The organism is Mycobacteroides sp. PCS013 (genome assembly GCF_049532645.1).
GTDB classification, from domain to species: Bacteria; Actinomycetota; Actinomycetes; order Mycobacteriales; family Mycobacteriaceae; genus Mycobacterium; species Mycobacterium gwanakae.
This window is the reverse complement of record NZ_CP150131.1, coordinates 2614978-2639078: the sequence shown is the minus strand read 5'-3', so window position 1 is coordinate 2639078 and position 24101 is coordinate 2614978. Positions and strand designations below refer to the sequence as shown.

At 64.4% G+C, this 24101-nt stretch carries 20 protein-coding genes and 1 tRNA gene; 10 read left to right on the top strand and 11 right to left on the bottom strand.

Annotated elements, in window-relative coordinates; translation table 11 throughout:
- Positions 1-2: 2 nt before the first annotated feature.
- Positions 3-476: a nucleoside deaminase gene (locus RHO23_RS12955; protein WP_423487864.1), complete on the bottom strand. Its 474-nt coding sequence runs from the start codon at positions 474-476 to the stop codon at positions 3-5.
- A gap of 64 nt (positions 477-540) precedes the next feature.
- Here RHO23_RS12955 and RHO23_RS12950 point away from each other — a divergent pair, with 64 nt between their 5' ends.
- Positions 541-1449 (top strand): LysR family transcriptional regulator, encoded by a 909-nt coding sequence (locus tag RHO23_RS12950; protein WP_030097005.1) that lies wholly within the window; start codon positions 541-543, stop codon positions 1447-1449.
- On the opposite strand, the gene RHO23_RS12945 is transcribed toward RHO23_RS12950, so the two are convergent.
- A complete protein-coding gene (locus RHO23_RS12945; RefSeq protein ID WP_423487863.1) occupies positions 1446-1961 on the bottom strand; it encodes a DUF1990 family protein in 516 nt (171 codons plus the stop codon). The two genes, RHO23_RS12950 and RHO23_RS12945, sit on opposite strands and share 4 nt — an antisense overlap.
- A complete protein-coding gene (locus RHO23_RS12940; protein WP_030097007.1) occupies positions 1958-2383 on the bottom strand; it encodes a winged helix-turn-helix transcriptional regulator in 426 nt (141 codons plus the stop codon). Before RHO23_RS12940 ends, RHO23_RS12945 begins: the two co-directional genes overlap by 4 nt.
- A gap of 117 nt (positions 2384-2500) precedes the next feature.
- Between RHO23_RS12940 and RHO23_RS12935 the strand changes: the two genes are divergently transcribed.
- Positions 2501-3694 carry a thiolase family protein gene (locus RHO23_RS12935; RefSeq protein WP_423487862.1) on the top strand — a complete coding sequence of 398 codons (1194 nt, stop codon included), beginning with the start codon at positions 2501-2503 and terminating at the stop codon, positions 3692-3694.
- Between the two features lie 16 nt (positions 3695-3710).
- On the opposite strand, the gene RHO23_RS12930 is transcribed toward RHO23_RS12935, so the two are convergent.
- Complete coding sequence (locus RHO23_RS12930) at positions 3711-5177, bottom strand: DUF4185 domain-containing protein (protein ID WP_423487861.1); 1467 nt, start codon at positions 5175-5177, stop codon at positions 3711-3713.
- A 272-nt stretch (positions 5178-5449) separates the two neighbouring features.
- Between RHO23_RS12930 and RHO23_RS12925 the strand changes: the two genes are divergently transcribed.
- The 6 genes from RHO23_RS12925 (at position 5450) to RHO23_RS12900 (ending at position 11944) form a co-directional block, all read left to right on the top strand.
- Positions 5450-6970, top strand: coding sequence for a carboxylesterase/lipase family protein (locus RHO23_RS12925; protein ID WP_057968151.1), 1521 nt, complete (start codon positions 5450-5452; stop codon positions 6968-6970).
- A gap of 44 nt (positions 6971-7014) precedes the next feature.
- Positions 7015-8520 (top strand): carboxylesterase/lipase family protein, encoded by a 1506-nt coding sequence (locus RHO23_RS12920; protein ID WP_217339262.1) that lies wholly within the window; start codon positions 7015-7017, stop codon positions 8518-8520.
- A 26-nt stretch (positions 8521-8546) separates the two neighbouring features.
- Entirely contained in the window at positions 8547-8870 is a 324-nt protein-coding gene (locus RHO23_RS12915) for a YbjQ family protein (protein ID WP_030097012.1), read from the top strand.
- A 49-nt stretch (positions 8871-8919) separates the two neighbouring features.
- Positions 8920-10551, top strand: a complete 1632-nt coding sequence (pgm, locus tag RHO23_RS12910) for a phosphoglucomutase (alpha-D-glucose-1,6-bisphosphate-dependent) (RefSeq protein ID WP_423487860.1) — start codon at positions 8920-8922, stop codon at positions 10549-10551.
- 77 nt (positions 10552-10628) lie between these two features.
- Complete coding sequence (locus RHO23_RS12905; protein ID WP_423487859.1) at positions 10629-11813, top strand: MFS transporter; 1185 nt, start codon at positions 10629-10631, stop codon at positions 11811-11813.
- Positions 11814-11868: 55 nt separating this feature from the next.
- Positions 11869-11944: transfer RNA gene (locus tag RHO23_RS12900), tRNA-Ala, on the top strand.
- Positions 11945-12218: 274 nt separating this feature from the next.
- On the opposite strand, the gene treA is transcribed toward RHO23_RS12900, so the two are convergent.
- A complete protein-coding gene (treA, locus tag RHO23_RS12895) occupies positions 12219-13859 on the bottom strand; it encodes an alpha,alpha-trehalase TreA (protein WP_423489230.1) in 1641 nt (546 codons plus the stop codon).
- Positions 13860-14547: 688 nt separating this feature from the next.
- On the opposite strand from treA, the gene RHO23_RS12890 reads away from it, so the two are divergent.
- Entirely contained in the window at positions 14548-15267 is a 720-nt protein-coding gene (locus RHO23_RS12890; protein WP_423487858.1) for an alpha/beta hydrolase family protein, read from the top strand.
- 73 nt (positions 15268-15340) lie between these two features.
- Here RHO23_RS12890 and RHO23_RS12885 read toward each other — a convergent pair whose 3' ends face one another.
- Positions 15341-15691 (bottom strand): hypothetical protein, encoded by a 351-nt coding sequence (locus tag RHO23_RS12885; RefSeq protein WP_064409327.1) that lies wholly within the window; start codon positions 15689-15691, stop codon positions 15341-15343.
- A gap of 150 nt (positions 15692-15841) precedes the next feature.
- Positions 15842-16144 carry a WhiB family transcriptional regulator gene (locus RHO23_RS12880; protein ID WP_064409326.1) on the bottom strand — a complete coding sequence of 101 codons (303 nt, stop codon included), beginning with the start codon at positions 16142-16144 and terminating at the stop codon, positions 15842-15844.
- Positions 16145-16427: 283 nt separating this feature from the next.
- Here RHO23_RS12880 and RHO23_RS12875 point away from each other — a divergent pair, with 283 nt between their 5' ends.
- Positions 16428-17240, top strand: coding sequence for an N-acetylmuramoyl-L-alanine amidase-like domain-containing protein (locus RHO23_RS12875; RefSeq protein WP_423487857.1), 813 nt, complete (start codon positions 16428-16430; stop codon positions 17238-17240).
- Positions 17241-17638: 398 nt separating this feature from the next.
- Here RHO23_RS12875 and RHO23_RS12870 read toward each other — a convergent pair whose 3' ends face one another.
- Genes RHO23_RS12870 through RHO23_RS12855 form a run of 4 tightly spaced genes read right to left on the bottom strand, consistent with a single transcriptional unit; the run spans position 17639 to position 24087 of the window.
- A complete protein-coding gene (locus RHO23_RS12870) occupies positions 17639-19588 on the bottom strand; it encodes a hypothetical protein (RefSeq protein WP_423487856.1) in 1950 nt (649 codons plus the stop codon).
- Positions 19581-20699 (bottom strand): VWA domain-containing protein, encoded by a 1119-nt coding sequence (locus tag RHO23_RS12865; protein ID WP_423489229.1) that lies wholly within the window; start codon positions 20697-20699, stop codon positions 19581-19583. Before RHO23_RS12865 ends, RHO23_RS12870 begins: the two co-directional genes overlap by 8 nt.
- Positions 20700-20725: 26 nt before the next feature.
- Complete coding sequence (locus RHO23_RS12860; RefSeq protein WP_423487855.1) at positions 20726-23002, bottom strand: DUF5682 family protein; 2277 nt, start codon at positions 23000-23002, stop codon at positions 20726-20728.
- Positions 22999-24087, bottom strand: a complete 1089-nt coding sequence (locus tag RHO23_RS12855; protein WP_423487854.1) for an ATP-binding protein — start codon at positions 24085-24087, stop codon at positions 22999-23001. Before RHO23_RS12855 ends, RHO23_RS12860 begins: the two co-directional genes overlap by 4 nt.
- Between the last annotated feature and the right edge of the window lie 14 nt (positions 24088-24101).

Genomic DNA, 24101 nt, shown 5'->3' with positions numbered 1-24101 from the left:
GATCAGCCGTTGCGGAAACGGACATGCAAGGCGTGTACCTCTTCTGCGAGATCCGGCGCCGGACCGTCGGTCTCGATACCGGGGGCCACTGCATTGATCGACAGCGCCGCGACAGGACTCGGGGGCGCACCAAGCGCGGTGAGCCACTGCGTCAGCTGGGCCGAGGAGCTGGCGTACACGATCCGCCCTAGACCGACCCAGGCATGGGCCGCCGAACACATTGGGCAATGCTCACCAGAGGTGTAGACGGTGGATGCCGCGCGCTCGCCCGGTGAAAGATGTTCGGCAGACCACCGTGCGAGCTCGAACTCGGGATGACGGGTCGAATCGCCTCCGCCGACGCGGTTGCGATCCTCGGTCAGCACGGTGCCATCGGGTCCGGTGAGTAGTGATCCAAAGGGCTCGTCGCCCGCGTCAAGGGCTTCGGATGCCAGCTCGACACAGCGCCGCAGGTGGTGGATATCGTTGTCGTCCATAGCCTTCTCATCGTAATCAGGGGCAATGACCAGGCATTTTGGCGGAACCTCATAAACTGTACTTATGCCTCTACCTCCGGGCACGCCCGATCTCGATGTGCTGGACCTGCTGGTGTCCGTTGCCGAGACGGGCAGCCTCGGGGCGGCGGCCCGCAGGCACGGCATCTCCCAGCCCGCGGCCAGCATGCGAATGCGGGCTTTGGAACGCCGTCTGCGCCTGGTGCTGCTGGAGCGAGGTCCCACCGGGTCTCGGTTGACCGACGCCGGACTTGCGGTGGTCGGCCACGCCGCCCCGGTCCTGGCGGCGGCGCGAGAGTTCGTTGCGGGTGTGGCGGCTCTGCATTCCGGTCATACGCCGCGTCTGGTGGTCGCTGCCTCGCGTACCATCGCTGATCACCGGATGCCGCTGTGGCTCACGGCACTTCGTGCACGACATGCCGACGTCCCGGTGTCACTTGAGGTCGGCAACACGCAGCAGGTGTGCGAGCTGGTGCGGGCCGGAAGCGCGACCCTGGGATTCATTGAGGGACCGCACGCACCCGCAGGCTTGGCCGGGGAGGTGCTGGGCGCTGACGAGCTGGTCATCGTGGTGGGGCAGGGGCACAAGTGGGCGCGGCGCCGCAAGCCGGTGACGCTGCGTGAGCTCGCCACCACCCCGCTGCTGATGCGCGAGCCGGGTTCGGGAACCCGCGACACCGTCTGGGAGGTGCTGAGTCAGGTGTGCCAGCCGGCGGCACCGGCGGCGGAGCTGGGTTCAGCGGCCGCGATCAAAGCGGCTGCGGCAACGGGATTAGCCCCCGCGGTGATCAGCCGTCTCATCGCGGCGCCCGAACTGTCGGCCGGGACGTTGGTCGAGGTGACGCTCGCCGATGGCACCGACTTCACGCGCCAGTTCCGGGCGGTGTGGCGACCGGGTGCTGCGCCGACTGGACCGGCACGCGCGTTGGTGGACCTCGCGGCCTCCGACGCCTAGGAGGACAGCGCCCGTAGGTATCGGCGGCGGAATACCCGCTGCGCCACCAGGAGCGCCGGAAAGACCAGCCGCCAGAATCCGGATGGTGCGGGCTTCGTTAGCGAGCGCAGCGTGAGGAACACCGTCCCGCCGTCGTTCCGGTGCACGATGAATGCTTCCTCGCCGGATACGGGATGACCCGGCAACGTGCCGTACGCGAAACCGCACCGGTCGTCGGTGTTGGTCACGGTGACAACGCGTACCGGCTCGTGAACGCTGAATGGCCCCCATCCGAGGCTGATCTGAAACTCGGTACCCTCACGCGCTGTCGCCTCCGGATTCACCCGGAACCCGCTGCGGCGCTTTACACCCCAGTTCAGCACTGCTTGCGAAGCCTCTTGCCATGCGTGCTCTCCGTGCCCGATGGTGACGGTCCGCTCGTATCGCCGTAAGGCGGGCGGGGTGGCGGGCCAGCCACTTTCGGCCAGGTATGTGGCTCCTGCGGGCTGATACGTCAAAGGCTTTGAGCTCATCGCACCGTGCCGATTCGTCGCGCGGTGATGTCGTCGAAGGTCACTGTCTCTCCGCAACTTTCGCAGGCCGGATGGATATGCAGCACCGACCCGCATTCGTGTTCCCAGACGCTCGGCGGAGGACCCTGCGTGACGAATTTGTCGCCCCAGTCCATCAAGGCGAACAGCACCGGCCGCAGCGCACGCCCCGATTCGGTCAGCAGGTATTCATAACGGGGAGGACGCTGTTCGTACTGGCGCTTCTCCAGCACGCCGGCGTCCACGAGCTTGCGCAGCCGGGTGGCCAGGATGTCGCGGCTGGCGCCGGTGTTGCGAACAATCTCGTCGAAGCGTCGATTGCCCAGCATGATCTCGCGCAGGGCCAGCAGGGTCCAGCGTTCCCCGATCACATCGAGGGCATTGGCTATCGAGCAATTTCTCATAGTCGTGAAATCCAACTTAGCACGTTATGCATTTGGTCACACTTAGTTGTGAATTCCAACTGACCGGGCGTATACCGGCAGAAGAGGAGTTCGACGGCGAATTCAGGAGGCAGGGCAATGAGAGATGCAGTCATCGTCGACGCGGTGCGTACACCCGTCGGAAAGGGAAAGCCCGGGGGATCGCTCTCGGGTGTGCACCCGGTCGATCTACACGCACACGCCATTCGCGCACTCGTCGAACGCACCGGGATAGATCCGGCTCTCGTGGATGACGTCATCAGTGGGGCGGTCGGGCAGGTAGGGGAGCAGAGTTCCAACACCGCGAGGTGGGCGGCGCTGGCAGCCGGATTGCCCGAGACGGTCCCGGCGGTCACCGTGGATCGGCAATGTGGCAGCAGTCAGCAGGCCATTCACTTTGCCGCGCAAGGGGTCATCGCAGGCGCATATGACGTCGTGATCGCCTCGGGTATCGAGTCGATGAGTCGGGTACCCATGGGCAGCCAGAGCCTGGGCAAGGACTTTTTCGGCTCGGGGGTTGCCGGTCGCTATCCGGAAGGTCTCGTTCCGCAGGGCATCAGTGCGGAGCTGATCGCGCAGAAATGGAACCTGTCGCGCCGGGATCTGGATGCCTTCGCGGCCGAAAGTCACCGGCGCGCCGCGCAGGCCTGGGCCGAGGGGAGATTCGCGCGCGATGTGGTGCCGATCAAGGCCCCCAACGTCGATGGTGAGCTGGTTGAGGTACTCACCGACGAATCCGTGAGGTCATCGACCACGGTGGATGTCTTGGCGGGGCTCAAACCCGCCTTCCGTAATGAGTTGTGGGAGGAACGCTTCCCGCAGATTGATTGGAAGGTGACGGCGGGGAATTCGTCGCCGATCAACGATGGCGCATCGGCTGTGCTCATCACCTCCAGTGAGGCCGCCAAGCGTCTTGGACTGACTCCGCGGGCCCGCGTGCATTCGGTGGCGGTGGTGGGTGATGATCCGTTGTACATGCTTACCGGAGTCATCCCCGCGACTGCGAAAGTCCTTGACCGCGCGGGTCTATCGTTGGCGGATATCGACGCCTTCGAAGTCAACGAGGCCTTTGCCTCGGTGGTTCTGGCCTGGCAGGCGGAGACCGGTGCCGATTTGTCCAAGGTCAACATCAACGGCGGCGCCACCGCCATCGGGCACCCGCTGGGGGCCAGCGGTGGGCGGTTGATGACCACACTGGTATCGGTGTTGGAGCAGACCGGCGGACGCTACGGTTTGCAAACCATGTGCGAGGCAGGCGGTTTGGCGAACGCGACCATCATTGAGCGGATTTAGGGGCTGACGCGGCAAGTTACGGAAGGGTTGTTCGCATCAACATCACGTTGTAGGCCGACCACAGCGACAAGTTGAAGTACAACTCCTTGCCGGTTGTCCACGGATGCAGGTACGGCGCGTAGGGGCCACCCGGCATCTGTGACTCGGTGACGATGACCTGTGGTGGACTCCACGGGCCCTGCGGCGCCGGGGAGGTCGAGAGCAGGACGTCTCCCTGCTTGTCGCCGTACATCACCAGATACTTCTTGAGGTAGGTGTTGTATTGCGCCGACATCTCACCCACCGGGCCCGAGAGGATCGGGGTCGCCGCATTGGGGTCACCCGGCACCCAGGAACCCCGGTCGGTGTTCCAGAACTCATGCTTGGTGGCGTCGGGCAGGTTGCCGGGCAACGCGCGCGACACGAAGCCGGATCCGCTTCGCCCGGAAGGGGTTCCGAAGATGTAGATGTAGCCGTCGTTGCCTTTGACGTAGGCGGCCTGCTGAAAGTTCTCATTGCCCGGCGTGAAGGGAACCTGGCTGATGGCGTCGGGGGAGGCCGGACGAATGCTCTGCGGGAAGGTCTTCCAGTTCTGACCGTTGTCGTTGGACACCGCGGTGGCCGAGTAGTTGGTGGTCCATTCCCCGGCGCTGTCCCAGCTCTTGATGGACATGTAGTTCATGTACTGCGTACGTCCGACGGAGATGGCGGCCGTGGGAATGATGCCCCGTTCCTGGGCGGCCCACTTGATGGGCGGGATGATCTGCTTGGAGTAGCCGGGGCGTGACTGTGGAGATCCGGCGTACGGGTTGGAGGTCGATCCCTCCGCCACGGCCAGGCCGCGTGAAAGCGACTTGTCCTGGGTGCGCAGCAGGGTGTTGTACCGCCACTGCTGGCTTCTCATTCCGCAGTATCCGTAGGTATCGCCAAAGGCCATCAGCACCTGGCGGCCGGCGGAATCGCCGTTGTCCCACATGATTCCGAGGTCGGTACCGGAGATGCTGAACTTCTGAAGGGTGTTGGCGCCGGTGTCCACCCCGGTCACCCAGCCGACGACCGACGTGCTCGGGGAGACGGCGGCCTCGGCGGCCGGGCCGACGGCAGGAGCCGGAGGAGCGGGAGCGACGGCAGCGGCCTGCTGATCTTGCAGATTGTTCGGTGAGCCGGGTTCTGGGGGGTTGGGCAGGCCCGGATGCGCCAGCTCCTGAGCCCATCCGGGCTTCTTCTTGGCGCTCTGTTGAGGCAGGACCTGCTTGAGGATGGCCAGCGGCAGCTTGCCCAGCTCCGGCAGTGGGGCCTTGTCATTGGCGCCCGCGGGCCTGCGGCCGATCGGGGGAGCCTGGCCGGGCATGCCGTCGTCGGGAACCGGGGTCGGTGGCTGCAGGCCCGCGGCCGGGCCGGTGCATGGGTCGGCGTACGCCATGGGCGCAACATCGATGGCGACGCTTGATCCGATAACGGCCGAGGTCATCAAAACCACGGAGATTCGGCGACGCCTCGACATGTCAGACCTTCCCGGGGCAGGACGCCATCTCGACGTCAGCAATTGACTCCCGTGACGATAGTGGCCTGTGGGGCCAATGTGGCTATTGGTGCATCGATAGGTATGTTCCCGTGACCGGGCTGAAATCAGCCGAGGTGCCGCGCACTGATTTCTGGAGACCGTGATCAGTTATCTGTGGAGGAGGGCGTTGCTGCGCTCGAATTACCCCGATTTGCTCAGTTTTCCGGCAACCAGCACGGCGCTCGACGCCGCGGACAGCTATCTTGACTGCCATGGCATCAGGGTCGAAGACGCCCACTGTCCGCGTGAGCACTCCCAACGGAATCGTCGAAGGCTTCGTGCGGGGAGGCGTGCGGCGCTTCCGGTCCATTCCCTACGCCCGCCCGCCGATCGGATTACTGCGTCTGCGGGCGCCGCAACCGGCTCTGCCGTGGGACGGGGTGCGTGACTGCACCGAGTTCGGCGCGGCGGCACCGCAGCGGCGCCGCTACCGGGTGCTGGGGCCCGGGCGCGTGCAGCGGGCCAGCGAGGACTGCCTGACGGTCAACGTCGTCACTCCTGACCGCCCATCCAACGAACCGCTACCGGTGATGTTCTTCATCTACGGCGGCGGTTACCTCCTGGGTAGCTCGGCCACCCCGCTGTACGACGGCGGCTCGCTGGCCCGGCGCGGATGTGTGTACGTCTCGGTGAACTACCGGGTGGGAGCACTGGGTGCGCTCGATCTGTCATCGCTGTCCAATCGCGAACACACCATTGACGGCAACCTGTTTCTGCGCGATGTAGTGCTGGCCCTGCAGTGGGTGCATGACAACATCGCCACCTTCGGCGGTGACCCGCAGAATGTGACGATTTTCGGCGAGAGCGCCGGAGCGCACTGCGTGGAGACGCTGATGGCCACCCCCGCAGCCGGCGGCCTGTTTCACCGTGCGATCTGTCAGAGCACCGCCAGTGGAATGGCCGTGCCCGCCGATTCGGCTGCGCTTTATGCCCAGAAATTCGCCCATATCCTCGGGGCAGCACCGGAAGCGGCCGCACAGGCGGTGCTGCGTGCGACCCCCGCCGAACTGGGGGCCGCCCTCGACGCACTGATTGCCGACATCGTGACGAACATGCCCGGCGGATCGTTTGCGATCGGTCCATGCATCGATGGTCACTATCTGCCGCGTCACCCCGTCGAGGCCATGGAACACGGTGAGGCACATCGCGTTCCGTTGATCGTCGGGCACAACGCCGACGAGGCCAAGCTGTTCACGCGGGTGCTCAAGATGATGCCGCTGTCCGAGGAGGCGCTGGAGGGGATGCTGATGCGGGGCGGGCCCGTGCATCGTGACCGCATCGTGGCGGCATATCCGGGATATCCGGGGCGATCCGCGCGGGTCAAACTCGCCGGAGATATGAACTTCTCGACGGCCGCCTGGCAAATGGCGGAGGCGCACCATCGGTATGCACCGGTGTATTTCTACCGGTACGACTATGCGCCCGGGGCGCTGCGCATGGCCGGAATGGGCGCCACACATGCCACCGAATTGCTCGCGGTGTTCGATAGTTACCGCGGCGCGATGGGCACTGTGATGGCGGGAGCTCTTGGCCAGCGTGATGCGGTGCGAGTCAGCAATGATGTGCAACGGCGCTGGCTTGCGTTCGCGCGCAGTGGAATTCCCGGTGACGGTTGGCCGGTCTACGAGCCGCCGGATCGCGCAGTGATGGTGTTCGACCACGCCACGCGCGTGGAGCTGGACCCGGAGGCGACACGTCGTGCGGCGTGGGAAGGCTTCAGCCTCACCCTCTGATTTGACCATTGTGGCCCAACCGGTTGGTTACCTAGGATGTGCCGATGGCAAAGAAGCCCATCCGCATCAACACCGTCAACGGCACCGTCGAAGGATTCACCCGGGGCGGCGTGCATCGCTTCCGTGGGATTCCCTACGCTGAGCCGCCGGTGGGTCCGCTGCGCCTGCGCGCGCCACGCCCGGCCCAGCCGTGGACGGGAGTGCGCAAGTGCCGCACCTGGGGTGCGGCGTCCATTCAGCAGCATCGCTTCGCGATCATCCTGCCCGGCAAGCCGCAGAAGCTCAGCGAGGACTGCCTGACCCTCAACGTGGTCGCGCCCGAGGGGCCGGTCAGTGGGCCATTGCCGGTGATGTTCTTCATCCATGGCGGGGGCTACTTCCTGGGTAGCTCAGCGACCCCGCTGTATGACGGCGCGAGTCTTGCACGCCGTGGATGTGTATATGTGTCGGTCAACTACCGCTTGGGTGGGCTCGGCTGTGTGGACCTCTCGTCGCTGTCGGACGAGAAGCACACCATCGACAGCAACCTGTACCTACGCGACTTGGTGCTGGCGCTGCAGTGGGTGCGCGACAACATCGGTGCCTTCGGGGGTGATCCCCACAACGTGACGATCTTCGGAGAGAGCGCCGGGTCGCACGCCGTGAACACGCTGCTTGCGGTGCCCTCGGCCGCAGGACTGTTCCACCGGGCAATCTGCCAGAGCACCGCCAGCGGGCTGGTGGTCAGCGCCCAAGACGCCGTGGTGAACGCGCGCCAGTTCGCGAAGTATCTGGGTGCGACCGACTCGAACGCGGCCGAAACAGTTCTCTCCGCGAAGCCGAAGAATCTGGTGAAGGCCCTGTTCCGGCTGATCGGATCGGCCAAACACATACCAGGTCTGTCGCTGCGGATCGGGCCGAGCGTCGACGGTGACGTACTGCCTCTCGATCCCGTCGAGGCCATGGAACGCGGTGAGGCGCATCGTGTTCCACTCATCATTGGGTACAACGCCGAAGAGGCGACTCTGTTCACCAAGATCCTCAAGATCCTTCCGATCACCCCGGAGGCGCTTGAGCACGCGTTGTCCAAGGACGGGCCGGAGTTTGTTCAGCGCATTGTCGATAGTTACCACGGGTATCCGTCGGAGAAGGCGCTCCTACAGCTGGCCGGCGACTTGGCATTCGGCTCGGCGGCATGGCGCGTGGCAGAGGCGCACGGCCAATACGCGCCGACGTACTTCTACCGGTACGACTACGCGACGCGCGCATTACGCCGTTACGGGCTGGGACCCACCCACGCGATCGAACTCCTCGCGGTCTTCGGTACCTACCGGACCATCGCCGGGCCCATCCTGGCGGGACGCAAAGATCGCGCCGCCGCACGGGCCGTCAGCGACGAGATGCAGAGGCGCTGGCTGTCATTCGCGCGCACCGGGAGCCCCGGTGACGGCTGGCCCGCCCACACGGTGCCGGAGCGTCAGGTGTTGATCATCGATAATCCGTCCAGGCTAGAGGCCGATCCTGACGGGGATCGGCGCCCGCTGTGGCAGGACGCCACGTCGATCGTCTGATCACGTGGCGGCGGTACCTTGGGCCCATGATTATTGTGACGAGCAACGACATCCCCGGGTACAAGATCGCCGCGGTGTTCGGCGAGGTCTTCGGTTTGACCGTGCGATCGCGGCACATCGGCTCCAACCTTGCCGCTTCGTTCAAGTCGATCGCGGGCGGTGAGCTCAAGGGCATCACTCAGCTGTTGCACGAGAGTCGTCGCGAAGCACTGTCCCGATTGGCGGCAGAAGCCGAGTCGCGCGGCGCGAATGCGGTGGTCGCGTTCCGATTCGAGACCACCGAGTACGCCAACACGGGCGTCGAGGTGTGTGCCTACGGCACCGCCGTCGGCATTCAGCCACTCCAATAGCGACCGTTCGGTAAGACACGGTTCACTTGATCCGGGCAGAATCAGGCGGGTGAGCAACGCGCGCGCCGGACAGCCGGCCCAGCCGGAAGACCTCATCGACATCGCCCACGTGGTGACGGCCTACTACGCGATTGACCCCGACCCGGGGGACGTGGCACAGCAGGTCGTCTTCGGGACCTCCGGGCACCGGGGGTCGAGTCTCGACGGCGCCTTCAACGAGGCGCACATCGTCGCTACCACCCAGGCCATCGTCGAATACCGGGCCTCGCAGGGCACCACCGGGCCACTGTTCATCGGCCGTGACACCCACGCGCTCTCCGAACCCGCGTGGACCAGCGCTCTGGAAGTGTTGGCCGCCAATGGTGTTGTGGTGGCAGTGGATTCACGGGACCGATACACCCCGACTCCGGCGGTGAGCCACGCCATCCTGCGGCGCAACCAGGGCAAGACCACGGGGCTGGCCGACGGGATAGTCGTTACCCCGTCGCATAACCCGCCCCGCGACGGCGGGTTCAAATACAACCCACCGCATGGCGGCCCTGCCGATACCGATGCCACCGGGGCGATCGCCGCGCGCGCCAACGAGATTCTGCGCTCGGGCTGGCGCTCGGTGAAACGGGTCCCGCTGGCAGAGGCGCTGAAATCCGTGCAGCGGTATGACTTTCAGCAGACATATGTGGACGATCTGATCAACGTCATCGACCTCGATGTCATCAAGGGCGCAGGCATCCGGATCGGCGCCGACCCGCTGGGCGGGGCCAGCGTCGACTACTGGGCGGCCATCGCCGATCGCTGGTCGCTGGACCTGACCGTGGTGAACCCGCTTGTGGATGCCACCTGGCGGTTCATGACTCTGGATCATGACGGCAAGATCCGGATGGACTGCTCCTCGCCCGATGCGATGGCCTCGTTGGTGGCGTCGCGGGACAAGTACCAGATCGCGACCGGGAACGACGCCGACTCGGATCGACACGGCATCGTGACTCCCGATGCGGGACTGATGAATCCCAACCACTACCTGGCGGTGGCCATCGACTACCTATTCAGCCACCGGGACGGTTGGGCCGCCGAGACCGCCGTAGGCAAGACGCTGGTGAGTTCGTCGATCATCGACCGGGTGGTGGCCGGGCTGAACCGAACGCTGCTCGAGGTGCCGGTTGGATTCAAGTGGTTTGTGGACGGGTTGATCGGCGGGACAATCGGTTTCGGTGGCGAGGAGAGCGCCGGGGCGTCCTTCCTGCGTCGTGACGGCTCGGTGTGGACTACCGACAAGGACGGCATCATCGCCGCCCTGCTGGCCTCGGAGATCCTCGCGGTCACCGGGGCTACGCCCTCGCAGCGCTACGCGCAGCTGACCGAGAAGTACGGCGCCCCAACATATGCTCGTGTCGATGCGCCCGCGAGCCGTGAGCAGAAGGCTGTGTTGGGCAAGCTATCGCCCGAGCAGGTAAGCGCCACCGAACTGGCCGGTGAGCCCATCGTGGCCAAGCTGACCAATGCGCCCGGCAACGGTGCCCCGATCGGCGGGCTCAAGGTTGTCACCGAAAACGCCTGGTTCGCGGCACGGCCGTCGGGTACCGAGGATGTATACAAGATCTATGCAGAATCGTTTCTGGGGGCAGAACACTTGCGGCAGGTGCAGGACGCTGCCCGCGAGGTGGTCTCATCGGTGATCGGGTAAGCGGCTGTCCCGGTAACGAGGCGGACACTAAACCACGCCTGCCTTGGGAGATCTGGGTCCTGGTTGTCGCGTGCCTGGTGATCGCGCTGGGGTTTGGCGTGGTGGCACCCGCATTGCCGCAGTACGCGCGTAGCTTCGGGGTCAGTGTCACGGCGGCGACCGCGGTGGTGAGCTCGTTCGCCGCATTCCGGCTGGTGTTCGCACCGGCCGCCGGCGCGCTGGTGCAGCGGCTGGGGGAGCGCTGGGTCTACATGTCCGGGTTGCTGATCGTCGCGTTATCCACCGGGTGCTGCGCCTTCGTGCATGACTACTGGCAGCTGCTGGTGTTCCGGTCGCTCGGCGGTGTCGGCTCCACCATGTTCACCGTGTCGGCGGCCGCGCTGCTGGTGCGCATCGCGCCCGAAGAGATTCGCGGGCGTGCACAGGGGCTGTACGGGTCGAGCTTCCTGCTCGGGATGGTGGCCGGTCCGGTCTTGGGTAGTGCCGTGGTGGGCCTGAGTCTTTCGGCGCCGTTCATCATCTACGCGGCGGCGCTGGTGGCCGTCGCCGTGCTGGTCCACTTCGGGCTGCGGCGCTCCACGCTGCTGGAGGTCGCCGAAGAGCATCACGGCGCTCCGGTGACACTGAAATCCGCGCTGCATCACCGAACCTTCCTGGCCGCGCTGATGTCGAATTTCAGTGCGGGGTGGGCCATCTTCGGAATCCGTGGGGCCTTGCTGCCGCTGTTTGTGATTGAGGCGCTGCATCAGCGACCGGGCGCCGCTGGACTGGTGTTCGCCGCATTCGCGGCGGGGGACGTGTCCACGGCTTTTCTCGCGGGATCGTGGTCCGATGACATCGGGCGTAAGCCGCTGGTGGTGGCCGGGCTGGTGGTCTGCGGTTCGACCGTGGTGGCGATGGGTTTCACGTCGTCGCTGCCGGCGCTCATCGTGCTGTCGCTTATCGGTGGGATAGGCGCCGGTTTGTATGCGTCGCCGCAACAGGCCGCGGTGGCCGATGTGGTGGGCAGCCGGGGCCGGGCAGGGACGGCACTGGCGACCTTCCAGATGACCTCCGATATCGGGCTGGTGATAGGACCCGTCGTCGCGGGGGTCATCGCCGAGCACACGTCGTACGGATGGGCGTTCGTGGTGGGTGGTGCGATGCCACTGATCGCGGCTGTGGCGTGGGTGTTCGCACCGGAGACGCTGGGGAGACTTGCGTCACCGCAGGTTAGGAGTATGCAGGAAGTAGCAGAGGATGTCGGCGGTCCTGAGCGCTGAGATTTTGAGAGCCCGTCGCCGTGGTGTAACTTCGTCCGAGCACACAACTAAACATGGGGCTATGGCGCAGCTGGTAGCGCACCACACTGGCAGTGTGGGGGTCAGGGGTTCGAGTCCCCTTAGCTCCACCATAACGGGCTTACACGAACCCGTGACCGTCACGACATGGCGGTCAGGGCGAGTCAGTCCGCTCGGAGAGAAACAACGCTAAGAGCCTCGGCAGTGCCGGGGCTCTTAGCGTTGTTTGTAGGGACTGGTAACGCGGTTGTTGCTGGTCCGGCGTCGGATCTCGGCAAATGTGTGGTGCAGTGGTCGGTGATGGCAGCGTCGACTTGTTCAGCGGCCAGGTATGACAGATTCTGACCACTCGACTCAAGTCGTGGGCAGCGGTACGAACTACGGGTCTCACATGCCGTAGAGGTCAAGCAGTTTCAGTGTGACGCCATTGGTCCAGCCGAAGCCGTCTTGCAGCGGGTACTCACCGCCACCTCCGACCCGCGCGCTGTCTCCCTCGACCACGTACTTCTCGACCAGCTTGTCTTCCTTTGAATAGACGTGTTTCACAGTGTTAAGGAAGCGGACGCCGATTTCTTTGGCAAGTGTGGGCTCTCCATAACGGCGCAAGCCATTGACCGCGATCCATTGCAGCGGCGCCCAACCGTTGGGTGCGTCCCACTGTTGGCCGGTGGTCGTGGTGGTCGTTACCAGACCGCCGGGTTGCAGCAGCGTGTTGCGCGTTGCGATGGCTGTCATCTTGGCGCGCTCGGGTGACGCAACGCCGGTGAACAATGGATACAGGGTGGCCGCGGTGATCGCATCACGCGGCTGACGCAGCTGCCAGTCGTAGTCGCCGTAGTAACCGTGTTCGTTCCAAAGGTAGCGGTTGACTGCACTGGCGCGCTGCTGGGCGCGAGTCGAGAAGTCGGCAGTGCACGAGGCATCGCCCGTGATGGTGCAGCCTTTGGCGATTGTTGTCTCAAGTTGGAACATCAAGCTGTTCAGGTCGATTGGCACGATCGCGGTAGTTCGGATGCTCGCGAGCGTCTTGCCATCGCCGAGCCAGCGTGAGCTGTAGTCCCAGCCGCTCTCGGCGCCGGCCCGTAGGTCGCGCCATACTTCGTTTGCAGGACGGCCAGGTGCTTCCTCGGCGGTCTTGGTGTCTTCGAGATATGACTCATCACGTCTGGTGTCGCTGGCGTCCCAGTAGCGGTTGAGGACCGTGCCGTCGGGCATGGTGACCACATGGCGTGCCGCGGTGCCTGGCGGAGTTTCGTGCTCGCCCTGCATCCAGTACTCATGCTCTTTGCGCAGCGCTGGCAGGTACTTTCGATAAATGCCATCGCCTTCCGCCTGCGCGGCGAGGTCCACCATGTTCGCGAAGAAGGGCGGTTGGGAGCGGCTCGCGTAATACGTGCGATTGCCGTTTGGCACATGACCTATCGTGTTGATGAGGTACGCGAAGTTGTCGAGCATGTCATCGACGAGGTCCTCCCGTTCGGACACCTGCAGGCCGAGCATGGTGGAGTACGTGTCCCAGTAATAGCCCTCCTGGAACCGTCCGCCCGGCACTACATACGGTTTGGGTAGCGCGATCAACGAACTGTTCGGCGGCACAGTGACGCTCGCTCGTGTGAGCCTGGGCCACAGCCAGTCGATGTGTTCGCGCAGTGTCTGGTTTGGCGGTGGCGTGATGTGCTCAGCGGCAGGTGGTGTGAAGTGCTGTTCGGTGAACGCCTTGAGGGAAAAACCCGGTTCTGCTCTTTGTTGCCGGTATAGCTGAACGATTGAGGCCGGGTCCGTATCTAACGTTGAATCGACAAAAGTCTTTTGATCGGGGTAAAGCCGTGCGCTCTGCACCGCGACGAAGAGATCGCCATAGAGTTGGTTTGGCGGCTGCGGCAGCGCCGTATTCGCGGTCGGCCGCGCCGACTGTGTATCGGCCCGGTGGTCGCTTTCTGTCAGCGAGACACAGCTCGTGATGGTCATGCAGGCGGTGACTATCGCGAGGGTTTTGCGAAGCAGTGGTGCAGATTTCGGGTTAGTCAACCTGGCTGGTGCGGCCTGCAGTCGATTCAACGTGCGTGTCTCCTATTGTGGTTCTTGGGGTTTAGCCGCAGAGGTGACCTTACGGCGGGCCAACCGCCAGAAACCAGACGCCTGCGGGGTGCAGGCGCCTTCCTAGGTGGCGCAGTGACTGCGCCATCCGGTGTCCAGGTCTCGTGCCGTGGATGCCTCTGCGGTGGCGTGGATGGGAGTTTATACGTAGGTCGGGAATGATGGTGGCGGTCCTCAAATTGAAGCCGCACGAAGATGGAAGTGGCTGACCGCGATTCGCCGCGAACCCCAAACACTATGGGGAGCTTGCACGCTCTGCGCGTGACGTTTTCGACGCGACAGTGGCTAGTCCATTGCGACAAGCCGTTCTTGAACAAGCTGCGGACCGCTGTGGGTGCTGGGCAGAAGCTTGCGAAGGCGCCGGCGGTGGCACAGACATCCCAGCCCGGGCTGCTCATGTGCTCAGTGATCGCTAGTCCGATCCCACGTCCGCACCGGTAACCAATACAGAAGGCATCTGTTACTCATCTCGCCGCGTTGGGTTGATCGGAGATACGCGGTCCCACCTGAAGCGGGCTATACCAATTGGTCTACTATCACTTTGGTGGTGCACGCTTGATTTAGGCCCCGTCACTCTGGTCAATGCTTGTATGTGTGAACCTGATTCGGAAGGGAAGCTATGCCACAAAAGAGGCGACTGGCCTACGGAGATCACCCGAGTCAATACGTCGACATTCTTGAGCCGGCCGCGCCTGCTCTGGGCCTGCTTCTTGTTATCCATGGCGGTTTCTGGCGAGAAGCGCTGGGCGCTGAACTCACCGCGCCGATAGCCGAAGACCTGTGCGCCGAGGGCTTTCTCGTCGCGAATATCGAGTACCGCAGGGTCGGCGGTGGCGGAGGGTGGCCACAAACATTTGACGATGTCACGGCGGCGGCCGAAGCGGCCAGACGCGCCAATCCAGATCTCACGCAATCATTAGTGGTGGGACACTCCGCCGGTGGACATCTCGCTCTTCTTGCCCTTGCTGCCGGATCGGCCGACTTCGCCGTCGCGTTGGCTCCGGTTAGCGACATCGACCGCGCACTGCGGGAGAACCTCGGTGATGGTGCTGCGGCAGAATTTCTTGGCGCCGTGGGAATTTCGCCGAATGAGGTTGCGTCGGCATCGCCGGTTCGCAAGCTTGGGCACCGGCGGCATCATGTCCTCGTACATGGCGTGCGTGACATCAATATCCCCGTCGAACACTCCCAGCACTACGTCTCCGCTGCTAGAGCACTGGAGACTCCCGCTGACTATTTCGAATTCTCCGAACTGGATCACTTCGATCTGATCGACCCGTCCTCGTCGGCTTGGTATGCGGCCAAACAGTGGATTTGGTATCAGCTGAAGGCAAGGTAGGCCGGTCTCCGCCCGCAGGCCCGCCGCACGGATTACCGGTACGGCGGGCCGAGCGTGTGGCCCCCGTGATCGCTTAGGCCACGAAGACGGCGAGTTGCACCCTGATATCGACTCCGAAGTCGATGAATCCGCGGACTCGGACGCCGCCATTGTCAGGCACCACATTGTGGACCTGGCAGACGGCGTTGCCTTGGAAGGGCACATCCTGGGCGTTGACTTCCGAGGTGGACACCATGACCACACTGAACGGGCCCACGCCCGGGATGGCCAGACGCGTTCGATATCCGCCGTGGGATGTAACAACAAACCGCTTCACGATTGCCTGAACATCGGCCTCTTGGCTGTCGTCTTCTCCTACGGCATCCAACGGCTCGGCCACGGTGTCAGTGAATGTCGTCTCGGAAACTTTCTCGCTAGTTGTCATTGTTCCTCCATGTTGATGACGTCGGCGGGAATTGTGATGCACACAATTCCCAATGGGCCCTTTAATTTTCGGCCTCACGACGACCACCGACACGAGTAATCGACTACCTGCGTTTCGCGGGCAGTCGACGGTGTGCGGATCGCACGTCGGTCAGCCGATCGCAGACTTCCGTGCGGCGATACGTAGCCGGATCTTTTGGCGTTCGGCTTCGGACATGCCACCCCACATCCCATGAGGTTCTTCGATCTCCAGAGCGTAGGTAAGGCAGAGCGTTGTCACGGGGCAGCGTCGACACACTGCTCTGGCGTGCTGTTCCCGGAGTCTTCGTTCAATGGGGCGTTCGTCGTCATCGGAGTAGAACAGGTCGTGGTTGGCGTTTCGGCACGCGCCCAGTAGCTGCCATGCGAACCCCGCGCTAAGAGCCGTCGTCTCGGCTACCCGAACATCTTCCACGCAAATCCTTCCCGCGCATGTCCGCTACCTTCAGCGTTGTTGACAGAAACCTCACACGAATTGGTTGCCTTGATGTGAATTAGACGTTGCACCAATGAAATCAACCGCCAGTCGGTGTCTATTCGTCTCGTAGGAGCCCAAAAGTGCACGCGCATTGCGTAAAGTGCGGCAGAGTGGGCGTCGGGCGAGGCCGGTGACCAGCCTGGTTCCGCTCTGCGCTGTGATGTGTTAGCTGGGCCATCCCGGGACTTGGAGAGGAAGGCGTCAGACCGTGACCCCGAGAATGCGACGAATTTCAGAACGACGCGGTTACCGCATGTTCGCGTTGCTCGCACTGATCTGTGCGTTGTGCGCCCCGCCTGTGGCCGCGGCTGACACTGTGCAGATCAGCCCGGCGAATGAACGTCGGCTCCAAGAGCTACTGGCCGAGCGAAACCGTATCGGAGCCGAGAACCCGGGGCAGCTGAGTGCCGCGGTGTCGGCACTCTTTCTGCACGTGCCCTACAGTGCCAACACCTTGATCGGATCCGCTTCGGTCCCCGAGCAGTTGGTCGTTGAACTCACGCGCGTGGACTGCTTCACGTACGCCGACTATGTCGAAGCGTTGAAGCGGTCCAGTAATCGCGCCGATTTCATCGCTCAGCTGACACAGATCCGGTACCGCGGGGGTGAAATCAGCTTCACGCAACGCCGCCACTTCTTTACCGATTGGGCCGCAGACGCTCCCATCAATGCCACCGATGTGACGGCCAGCCTGGGGGCATCCGCAGAACAGGTCGCCAAGATACTGAATCTGAAGGATTCCGGCGGAAACTACCTGCCCGGACTGCCGACGCGGCCGCGCACGGTTACCTACATACCGAGCGCCCGTGTTTCCGATGGCGTCATCGCCAATCTCCACGACGGTGACTACCTCGGCGCCTACGCGACGGCTGGCGGGCTCGATGTCACCCATGTAGGAGTCTTCCTGCACACGCCGAACGGGCCGGTGCTGCGCAACGCCTCGTCATTGCGGGCGAACAACCAAGTCGTCGACACGCCGCTGGGGGAATATCTGGGCACGGTTCCGGGAATTGTCGTACTGCGACCGATTTGATGAAGCCCACAGTGGCGCCTGCTTCTGACTAGGGGGCGGGGCTCAGCGTATCCGCCGAAGTGCTTACTCCTGAGATGCCACGGGAAGCGTTGGGCGGAACCAGGGTTGATGCCGCGGGACTCAGGGTGTCTGCCGATACCGATACCCCCGAGCGTCCTGGGGGTAGCAGTGGAACCCCTGTGGCCGCAGGGTATCCCGGAGGTCCGTACTGCAGCGCCCCGATCACCGGTGGGGGTGGGGGCGCTGCCGGGCCGGGGTCGGCGTATGCGACACCGGTACTCGCGAATAGCACCAGTGTGCTGTCCGCGCCTGACCCCCTCGATGGCTAAGGCGCGCCAGGCTCAGCTTCGTCGGCCGCGCTCGGCCAGACACATTGCTCGGTGAGCTAGGCAGATTGATTAGAGCTGTTCCACTATTGCCAGGACTCGGATTGTCGCGGCGAACCAGTGATCCGGCGCCTTAATGCTGTCTCCGGAGCCTAGGGACTTGCCAAACTGGTGCAGCGCCGAGGCAGTTCTATGAAATCCCACAGCAGCGAGATCGTTTGCACAGGAATGTATTTGCTGCTGTATGCCACCAGCGCAGTGGTCCAGCCCGGTGTGCGCGATTTGGGACAATAGCGACTGTGCTGCCAGTACCGAGCGGTCTAGCGGATCGGGGGGGACATCGTGATGCTCCGGCAGTGCACCGGTTGTGGCCGGTGCGAAATCGAACACGGACACCTCGGTGTCCAACATGGCGGCCAGTGGTTCCACGATCAGGCGCCCGTGTGAGCGCCGCGCGATCCCGCTGAGAAATACCGGTTGGGCTTGCTCTCTGATCACGCTCAAGGCGCGGTGCAGGGCATCGAGCGCTCCGGGTGCCACCGAGCGATATTCGTCGGCGATGAGTGCCCGGCCGTCGTGAGCGTCGGCAACCTCGGCCACCAAGCGCTGGGCGCCGGGGGAGTAGGACATGGACACCACCCGGTGCACCGCGAACACCCTGACGAACTCGGCCTCGATCCGCGGCCTGACGAATCGAGGTGGTTGTGAGGTGATTTCGCGTTCTACGAGGGAAAATTCGTGGTGTGCTAGATGATTGGGCAGCGATTCCCAGGCCCGTCCTAGCGGGAGCACGGACGTCTTGGCCACGGCCGAGCGGGTGAGTTCCAGTCCGCGATTGGCGTGCCGCACTGCGGACTCGGTCACCACCGAAGAACTGGCGAGCCGTTCCAGGGTGGTGCCCGCGATGCGCCTCCCCCCCACCACCTCGCCGGCGAAGCCCGGATCGTCGTCGACGGGCCAGCTGCGGTGGATGACCATCGGGATCGAGTCGCTCACCAGATAGACCGTCGCCGACACCGCGTCGTCCGTTCGGGTGAGTCGCGCGCCGAGCGCGGTGAGACGGGTCAACCGGATTCGGGTGGAGGCCTTTTCACCGGTGCCCAGGATCTGTGCCCGGGTCAGGCGTGGGCTGCTGGATGCCAGACCGCGAGCATGCACCTCGGCCAACAGCTCGGCCACCCGCAGATCAGAGAATGCGGCGTGGCGGGTGCGATACGCGCTAAATTGGGTATGCAGGTCCTGCAATGTGTCGGCAAGCCATCGGATGTTGTCGCGGTCGAGGTCCGCTGCGGCTCGATCGAGCTTCCCCGACAGCACGTCGGTGACGTTGACGGTTCCGGAGCGCAACAGCTCCGTGGCGAGATCGCAGGCTTCCGCGGTGGGCTTTTCGTCCCGGTCGGCGGTCGATGCGACCTCGATCTCTAGGCGCGTTGTGCCGGGATCGATCGCGTCCGCGAGGCGGAACGCCCATACCGCCAGCACAACGGTCACCGCGGACGCCTGCTTGTCCGCATCCGTGAGGGCGAAGTCGAGATGTTCGGGAATCATGAAACGAACTGTGCTGGAGGTTAATTCTACCGTGGGTGGTTGACCGCGCCGAACCGTTGCCGGATAGCCAGCGGCTCGGCGGCGCTCGGCGGCCTTCATGGTGGCCGCACCGAACGTCGCGGCCAGTTCGGCGTCGGTGAACATCGCGGGTGACCAGTCGGAACCCGCCGTGGCATCTTCTGTGTCCTGAGCGGCCCGCTGGTATCCGAGCACCAGGCCGATGCGGTGCCGGCACAGTGTGGTTGCCCCGCAGGTGCAGTCGGCCTGCGTGACGGCTTGATCGGCCGCTAGCGCTGAGACGTTTCCGTCGTGCCAGCGGGCGGTGACGGTGCCGTCAGGTGCCTGTGATACCACCGGTGGTGTCTCCGAATCCAGTTCGCGCTGAGCACGTTTCACCAGGCCCTTATTCGTCAGCCCGATGAGCGCCGCCTCGGTGATGATGTCCAGGTCTGAACGGCACGGTTTTTCAGCCATGCGCGGCCAAACATTCGGCGAGGAAGTCGACCAGATGCCCGGGCGTGAGGGCGCCAACCTCGACTCCGAAGGAGGCCAGCAGCTGGCCGACCGCGCGGTCATAGGACGGCTCGGCGTTCTCATCGAGCGCGGCCAGTGCGAACACCTTGCTGCCCTGCTCGACCAGGGCACGCAGTTGTCCGGTGAAGTTTCGAGGGTCCCCGCCTTCGAACAGGTCGCTGATGAGCACGAAGATGGTGCGCTGCGGGTTTTCGATAAGCCCCGCACCGTAGGTCACCGCCTTGGCGATATCGGTGCCGCCGCCCAGCTGCACCTTCATCAGCAGCTCCACCGGGTCGGTGAGATCCCTGGTGAGGTCGATGATCGAGGTGTCGAAGGCGACGAGATGAGTCTTCACCCCAGGCAGGTTCCACAGGCAGCTCGCAGTGACCGCGGAGTGGATGACAGATCCGAGCATCGAACCGGACTGATCGACCAGCATAATGATCTGCCACTTCTCCAGATGGCGCCGACTGCGAGAGGTGAATAGCGGCCGTTCGATCACGATGCGCCGGTGCTCGGTGTCGTAGTGACGCAGGTTGCGCCAGATGGTGGCACGCACATCCAGATCCCGCGAGCTGCCGCGGATGCTACGCCGGCGCAGTCGCGGACCCGAAAATGCTTCCCGCACTTCAACGGACAGCTTGTCGACGAGATCCTGCACGACGGCCGCTACGAGCTTGCGGGCCATGTCGAGCACGTCCTGGTTCATCAGATGTTTCGTCCGCAGCACGGCGCGCAGCAGGGTCTGGTTGGGGCGGGCGCGGACAAGCACGTCGGGATTGGTCACGATCTCTTGGATCTGATAGCGCTCCAAGGCGTCTCGTTCCAGACGTTCGACCGTGTCGCGGGGAAAGAGCCGGTGCACTTCGTTGATCCACTCGACGGTGCCGACGAGCGACTCACCGTCGCCTCCGCCGCGTTCACCGGACGGCCGGGTGCCGCGGGCCGCCAGCTCGTCGTCGCGTCCGTACAGCCACGACAGCGCGGCATCCTGACCGGCCATGTCGCCGGTGAGCCGGGCGCAGTTGCCGCCCGGCTCACCCAGGATTAGGCGCCAGCGTTGCAGCATAAGCTCGTTCGGGTCTTCCTGCTGGTTCACGGGTTCAGCCCCACTTCCGATAGCAGGTTGTCGACGCGCTCCTCGATCCTCGCGGCATAGGCCAGCAACGCGGGATCGGACTCTGTGCGCACGAATGCCCGGCCTCCGGCCGTCCGGCCACGCGCCACCAGTATCCGGTCGGCGATGCGGGCGCGCTCGCGCGGCGGAAAGTACTCGAAGGCCTGGCGCACGGCGGGCAGGGCCGAAAGGAAATCGCGTTCGGCCATATCCTCGACGATGTGGTCCACGGCGCTGAGTACGTCGAATCCCGAACCGTCCTGAGTGTGCAGAACCTGTTCTCGCGCAAGACCGAACATGCCGACGAGAAAGTCTCCGAGGGTCTCGGGCATGCTCATGGCCCGCACCATGTCCACCGGATCGACGGCAGCCTCGTCGTCCAGCCGCCAGCGGGCACCCAGGGCCGCACCGCGCAGATCGGGTGGGGCCTGTGGGTCTCGGCTGATGCGTTCCATGGTGCCCAGGAAGGTGGGTCTGTCGAGGGCGGCCGCCTCACCGGCGTGCGTCAGTGCATCGCAGACGGCCGCGAGGGCGGCGACTTCGCTGCGATCGGCGTCGCGTGTGCGTGCGCGGGCCGACTCGGCCAGCCATTCGATCCTGCGTGCTGCGGCCGCGACCAGCGGCGGAAACCGGTCGTGGTGGCGGACCTGGTAGATCCAGTCGTGGCGCCACAAGGCCAGCAGCGCGGACAGGAAGGTACCGAGCCCGCCCAGGTCGTAACTGTCGGCGATGGCCTGGGCGGCGGGGGGCACGAGCTCGCCGAGCACCTCGTCGCTGCCGCAGAGCACGGCATCGAACAGTGCCGGGCCGAGCGTGGCCGGTGTCGTGCCGCCATCGGCCACCGATTCACGCAACACATGTGCCACGGCAGCGCCGAGGGTAGCGCCATGGGCGCCGGCCTCCAGGAGTTTGGGAAGTTGGGTATCCCGCATCTGCAATGCCCAGCGTTCCGTGGTCGCCGGGTCGGTGCCCGCGGTGGGCCCCGAAATGCGCTCGAATCCCGGGATACCCAGCACCCGAAGACAATTCAGAATGTGGCTGCGGTCCAGGTCCGCCTCGACGGTCAGGGTCAGCCGGAGCTCACGAGGCGGCGTCAGATCATGTTCGGCGAGCAGTCGCTCGACATCGGGTACCAGTGGCGGCAACGGGGTGTCGGGATGAAGCTCGCCGTGGGCGGTGCCGGTGAGGACTGCGAGCATTTCCAGGACGGCGGGATGGGTTCCGGTCTGCAGCACACCGCGGGCGGCCCACGGCAGCGGAGCCGGTAAGTCTTCGGTGATCAGGGCGGCTGCCAACCCGTCGAGGATGTCGGTGCGGGCGCGTACGGGATGTCCGCGCAGCCGGGCTAGGCCCTCGGAGAGGGACTGGGCCGCAATCAGATCCGCGGTGGAGACGGGGACATGACGTTCGCGCAGCCGGCCGGCGACATCCGCGATGAGCCGCTGGCCGGCCGCTTCGGCACTGTCGTGCCATACGTGGTGGTAGTAGCCCGGCGAGGGCATACCAGACTGATAGCCCGAGAACGCGTCGAGGCGCCGGTAGGAATAAGGGATGAGGTAGTTGCCGACGCGGTGGCCCTCCGGGGGCGGGGGTACCGCGGGCCATTGCGCCAGATCATCGCGTTCGGCGGTGAGTGAAACGAGCGCCGGTCGGTGAAACCCTCCGGTCACCACCACGATGGGGCGTCCACGAGCGAAGTATTTTGCGGCGCAAATCCACTGGGCCATGTACTCCTCGCGGGCCGCATCTGAGTCCCCACCCCGCGCGTCCCCGCGCAGGGTGTCGAAATACCGGGCCAGGGTGTGGTACTCGGCTCCGGGCACCTCGACGAGGTGATCCCACAGCACGTCGTTGTTGTCCATCCCGAACTCCGCACACAGCCGGGAGGTGACGGCAATATGCCGGGCATCGGCATCGGAGTAGCGGTTGGTTCTTTCCTCGAAGGCGTTATGCCAGGCCGGAAGGTCGATGAACCGGAACTCGGCGCCGACGGCCTTGGCCGTGGTCAGTGCCACCCATTCCGGGGAGTAGTCGCAAAACGGTGCCCAGATCATCCGGTGGACGTTAGGGCCGGTAAGGAAGCTGAACAGGGCGATCGGCAATCGGTGTCCCAGCAGCAACTCGTCGATTCGATCGTTGAAGTCGGCGCTGCCTTCGACGAGAACGTAAGCCGGAGAGACGTTGTGGATCACGTCGCGCACCAGCCGGGCACATGCCGGGCTGTGGTGGCGAACCCCGATGAAGTGGACGGTCAATCGGCGCTCAGTAGGTGTCGGGCCTGATAGAAGTCCTTCCAGGCCTTTCCGTTTCGCCGGGCGGTGTGATGGTCGATGTAGGTGCGCACCTTGGTGAGGTCATCGGCGTTGTCCTTGACGGCGGTGCCGGAGATAGCCTCCACGATATCGGCGGCAGACCCGGCCTCGCGGCGCAGGAACCAGCCTCGGATACCGACGGCGTGCGCCACCGACACGGCCTCGGCGGTGCTCATCACGGAGCTGAGCGATTCGATGGGGGTGCCGTCAGCGGTTCGGCCCGTCCGCAATTCGCGGAATATCGTCACCAGGATCTCCAGCACGTCGGGGCTCTGAGCGATCGTGACGCCGGACTCCGCGAGCATCCGGGCAGACTCGGTGGTGACCAGGGCCAGCTCGGTCTCCATATCCCTGATCGGAAACACCGTCTCGAAGTTGAAGCGTCGCTTGAGCGCGGCACTCATCTCGTTGACGCCACGGTCCCGGGTGTTCGCGGTGGCGATCACGTTGAAGCCGGCCCGTGCGAAAACCAGCCCGTCGGCGCCGTGCAGTTCCGGTATGGCCAACACGCGCTCGGAGAGTACCGAGAGCAGACTGTCCTGAACTTCCAAGGGACAGCGCGTGATTTCCTCGAAGCGCACCACCTTGCCGGTGCGCATGGCTGATAGCAGAGGAGCCGGTACCACCGAATCCGGGCTGGGCCCCTGTGCCAGTAGCATCGCGTAGTTCCACGAGTACTTGATCTGATCCTCGGTGGTGGCGGCGCCACCCTGGATGACAAAGGTGGACTCGCCGGTGACGGCGGCTGCGATCAGTTCGGACAGCCAGGATTTTGCGGTTCCCGGATCGCCCACCAACATGAGACCGCGGTTGGTGGCCAGGGTGACCAGCGCTCGATCAATCAGGGAGGGATCGCCGACGAATTTGCGCTCGATACCGAGCTTGCGGTCGCCGAGAATGAAGGCTCTGGCCGTTCGCATGCTCAGCGCCCAGCCGGGCGGCCGGTCGTCGGGGTCGTTGTCGCGCAGCCGCCGCAGTTCCTCGGCGTACCGGATCTCGGCCGGTGGCCTCTGCATATCACTTGTCACAGTGGTCCTCTCGC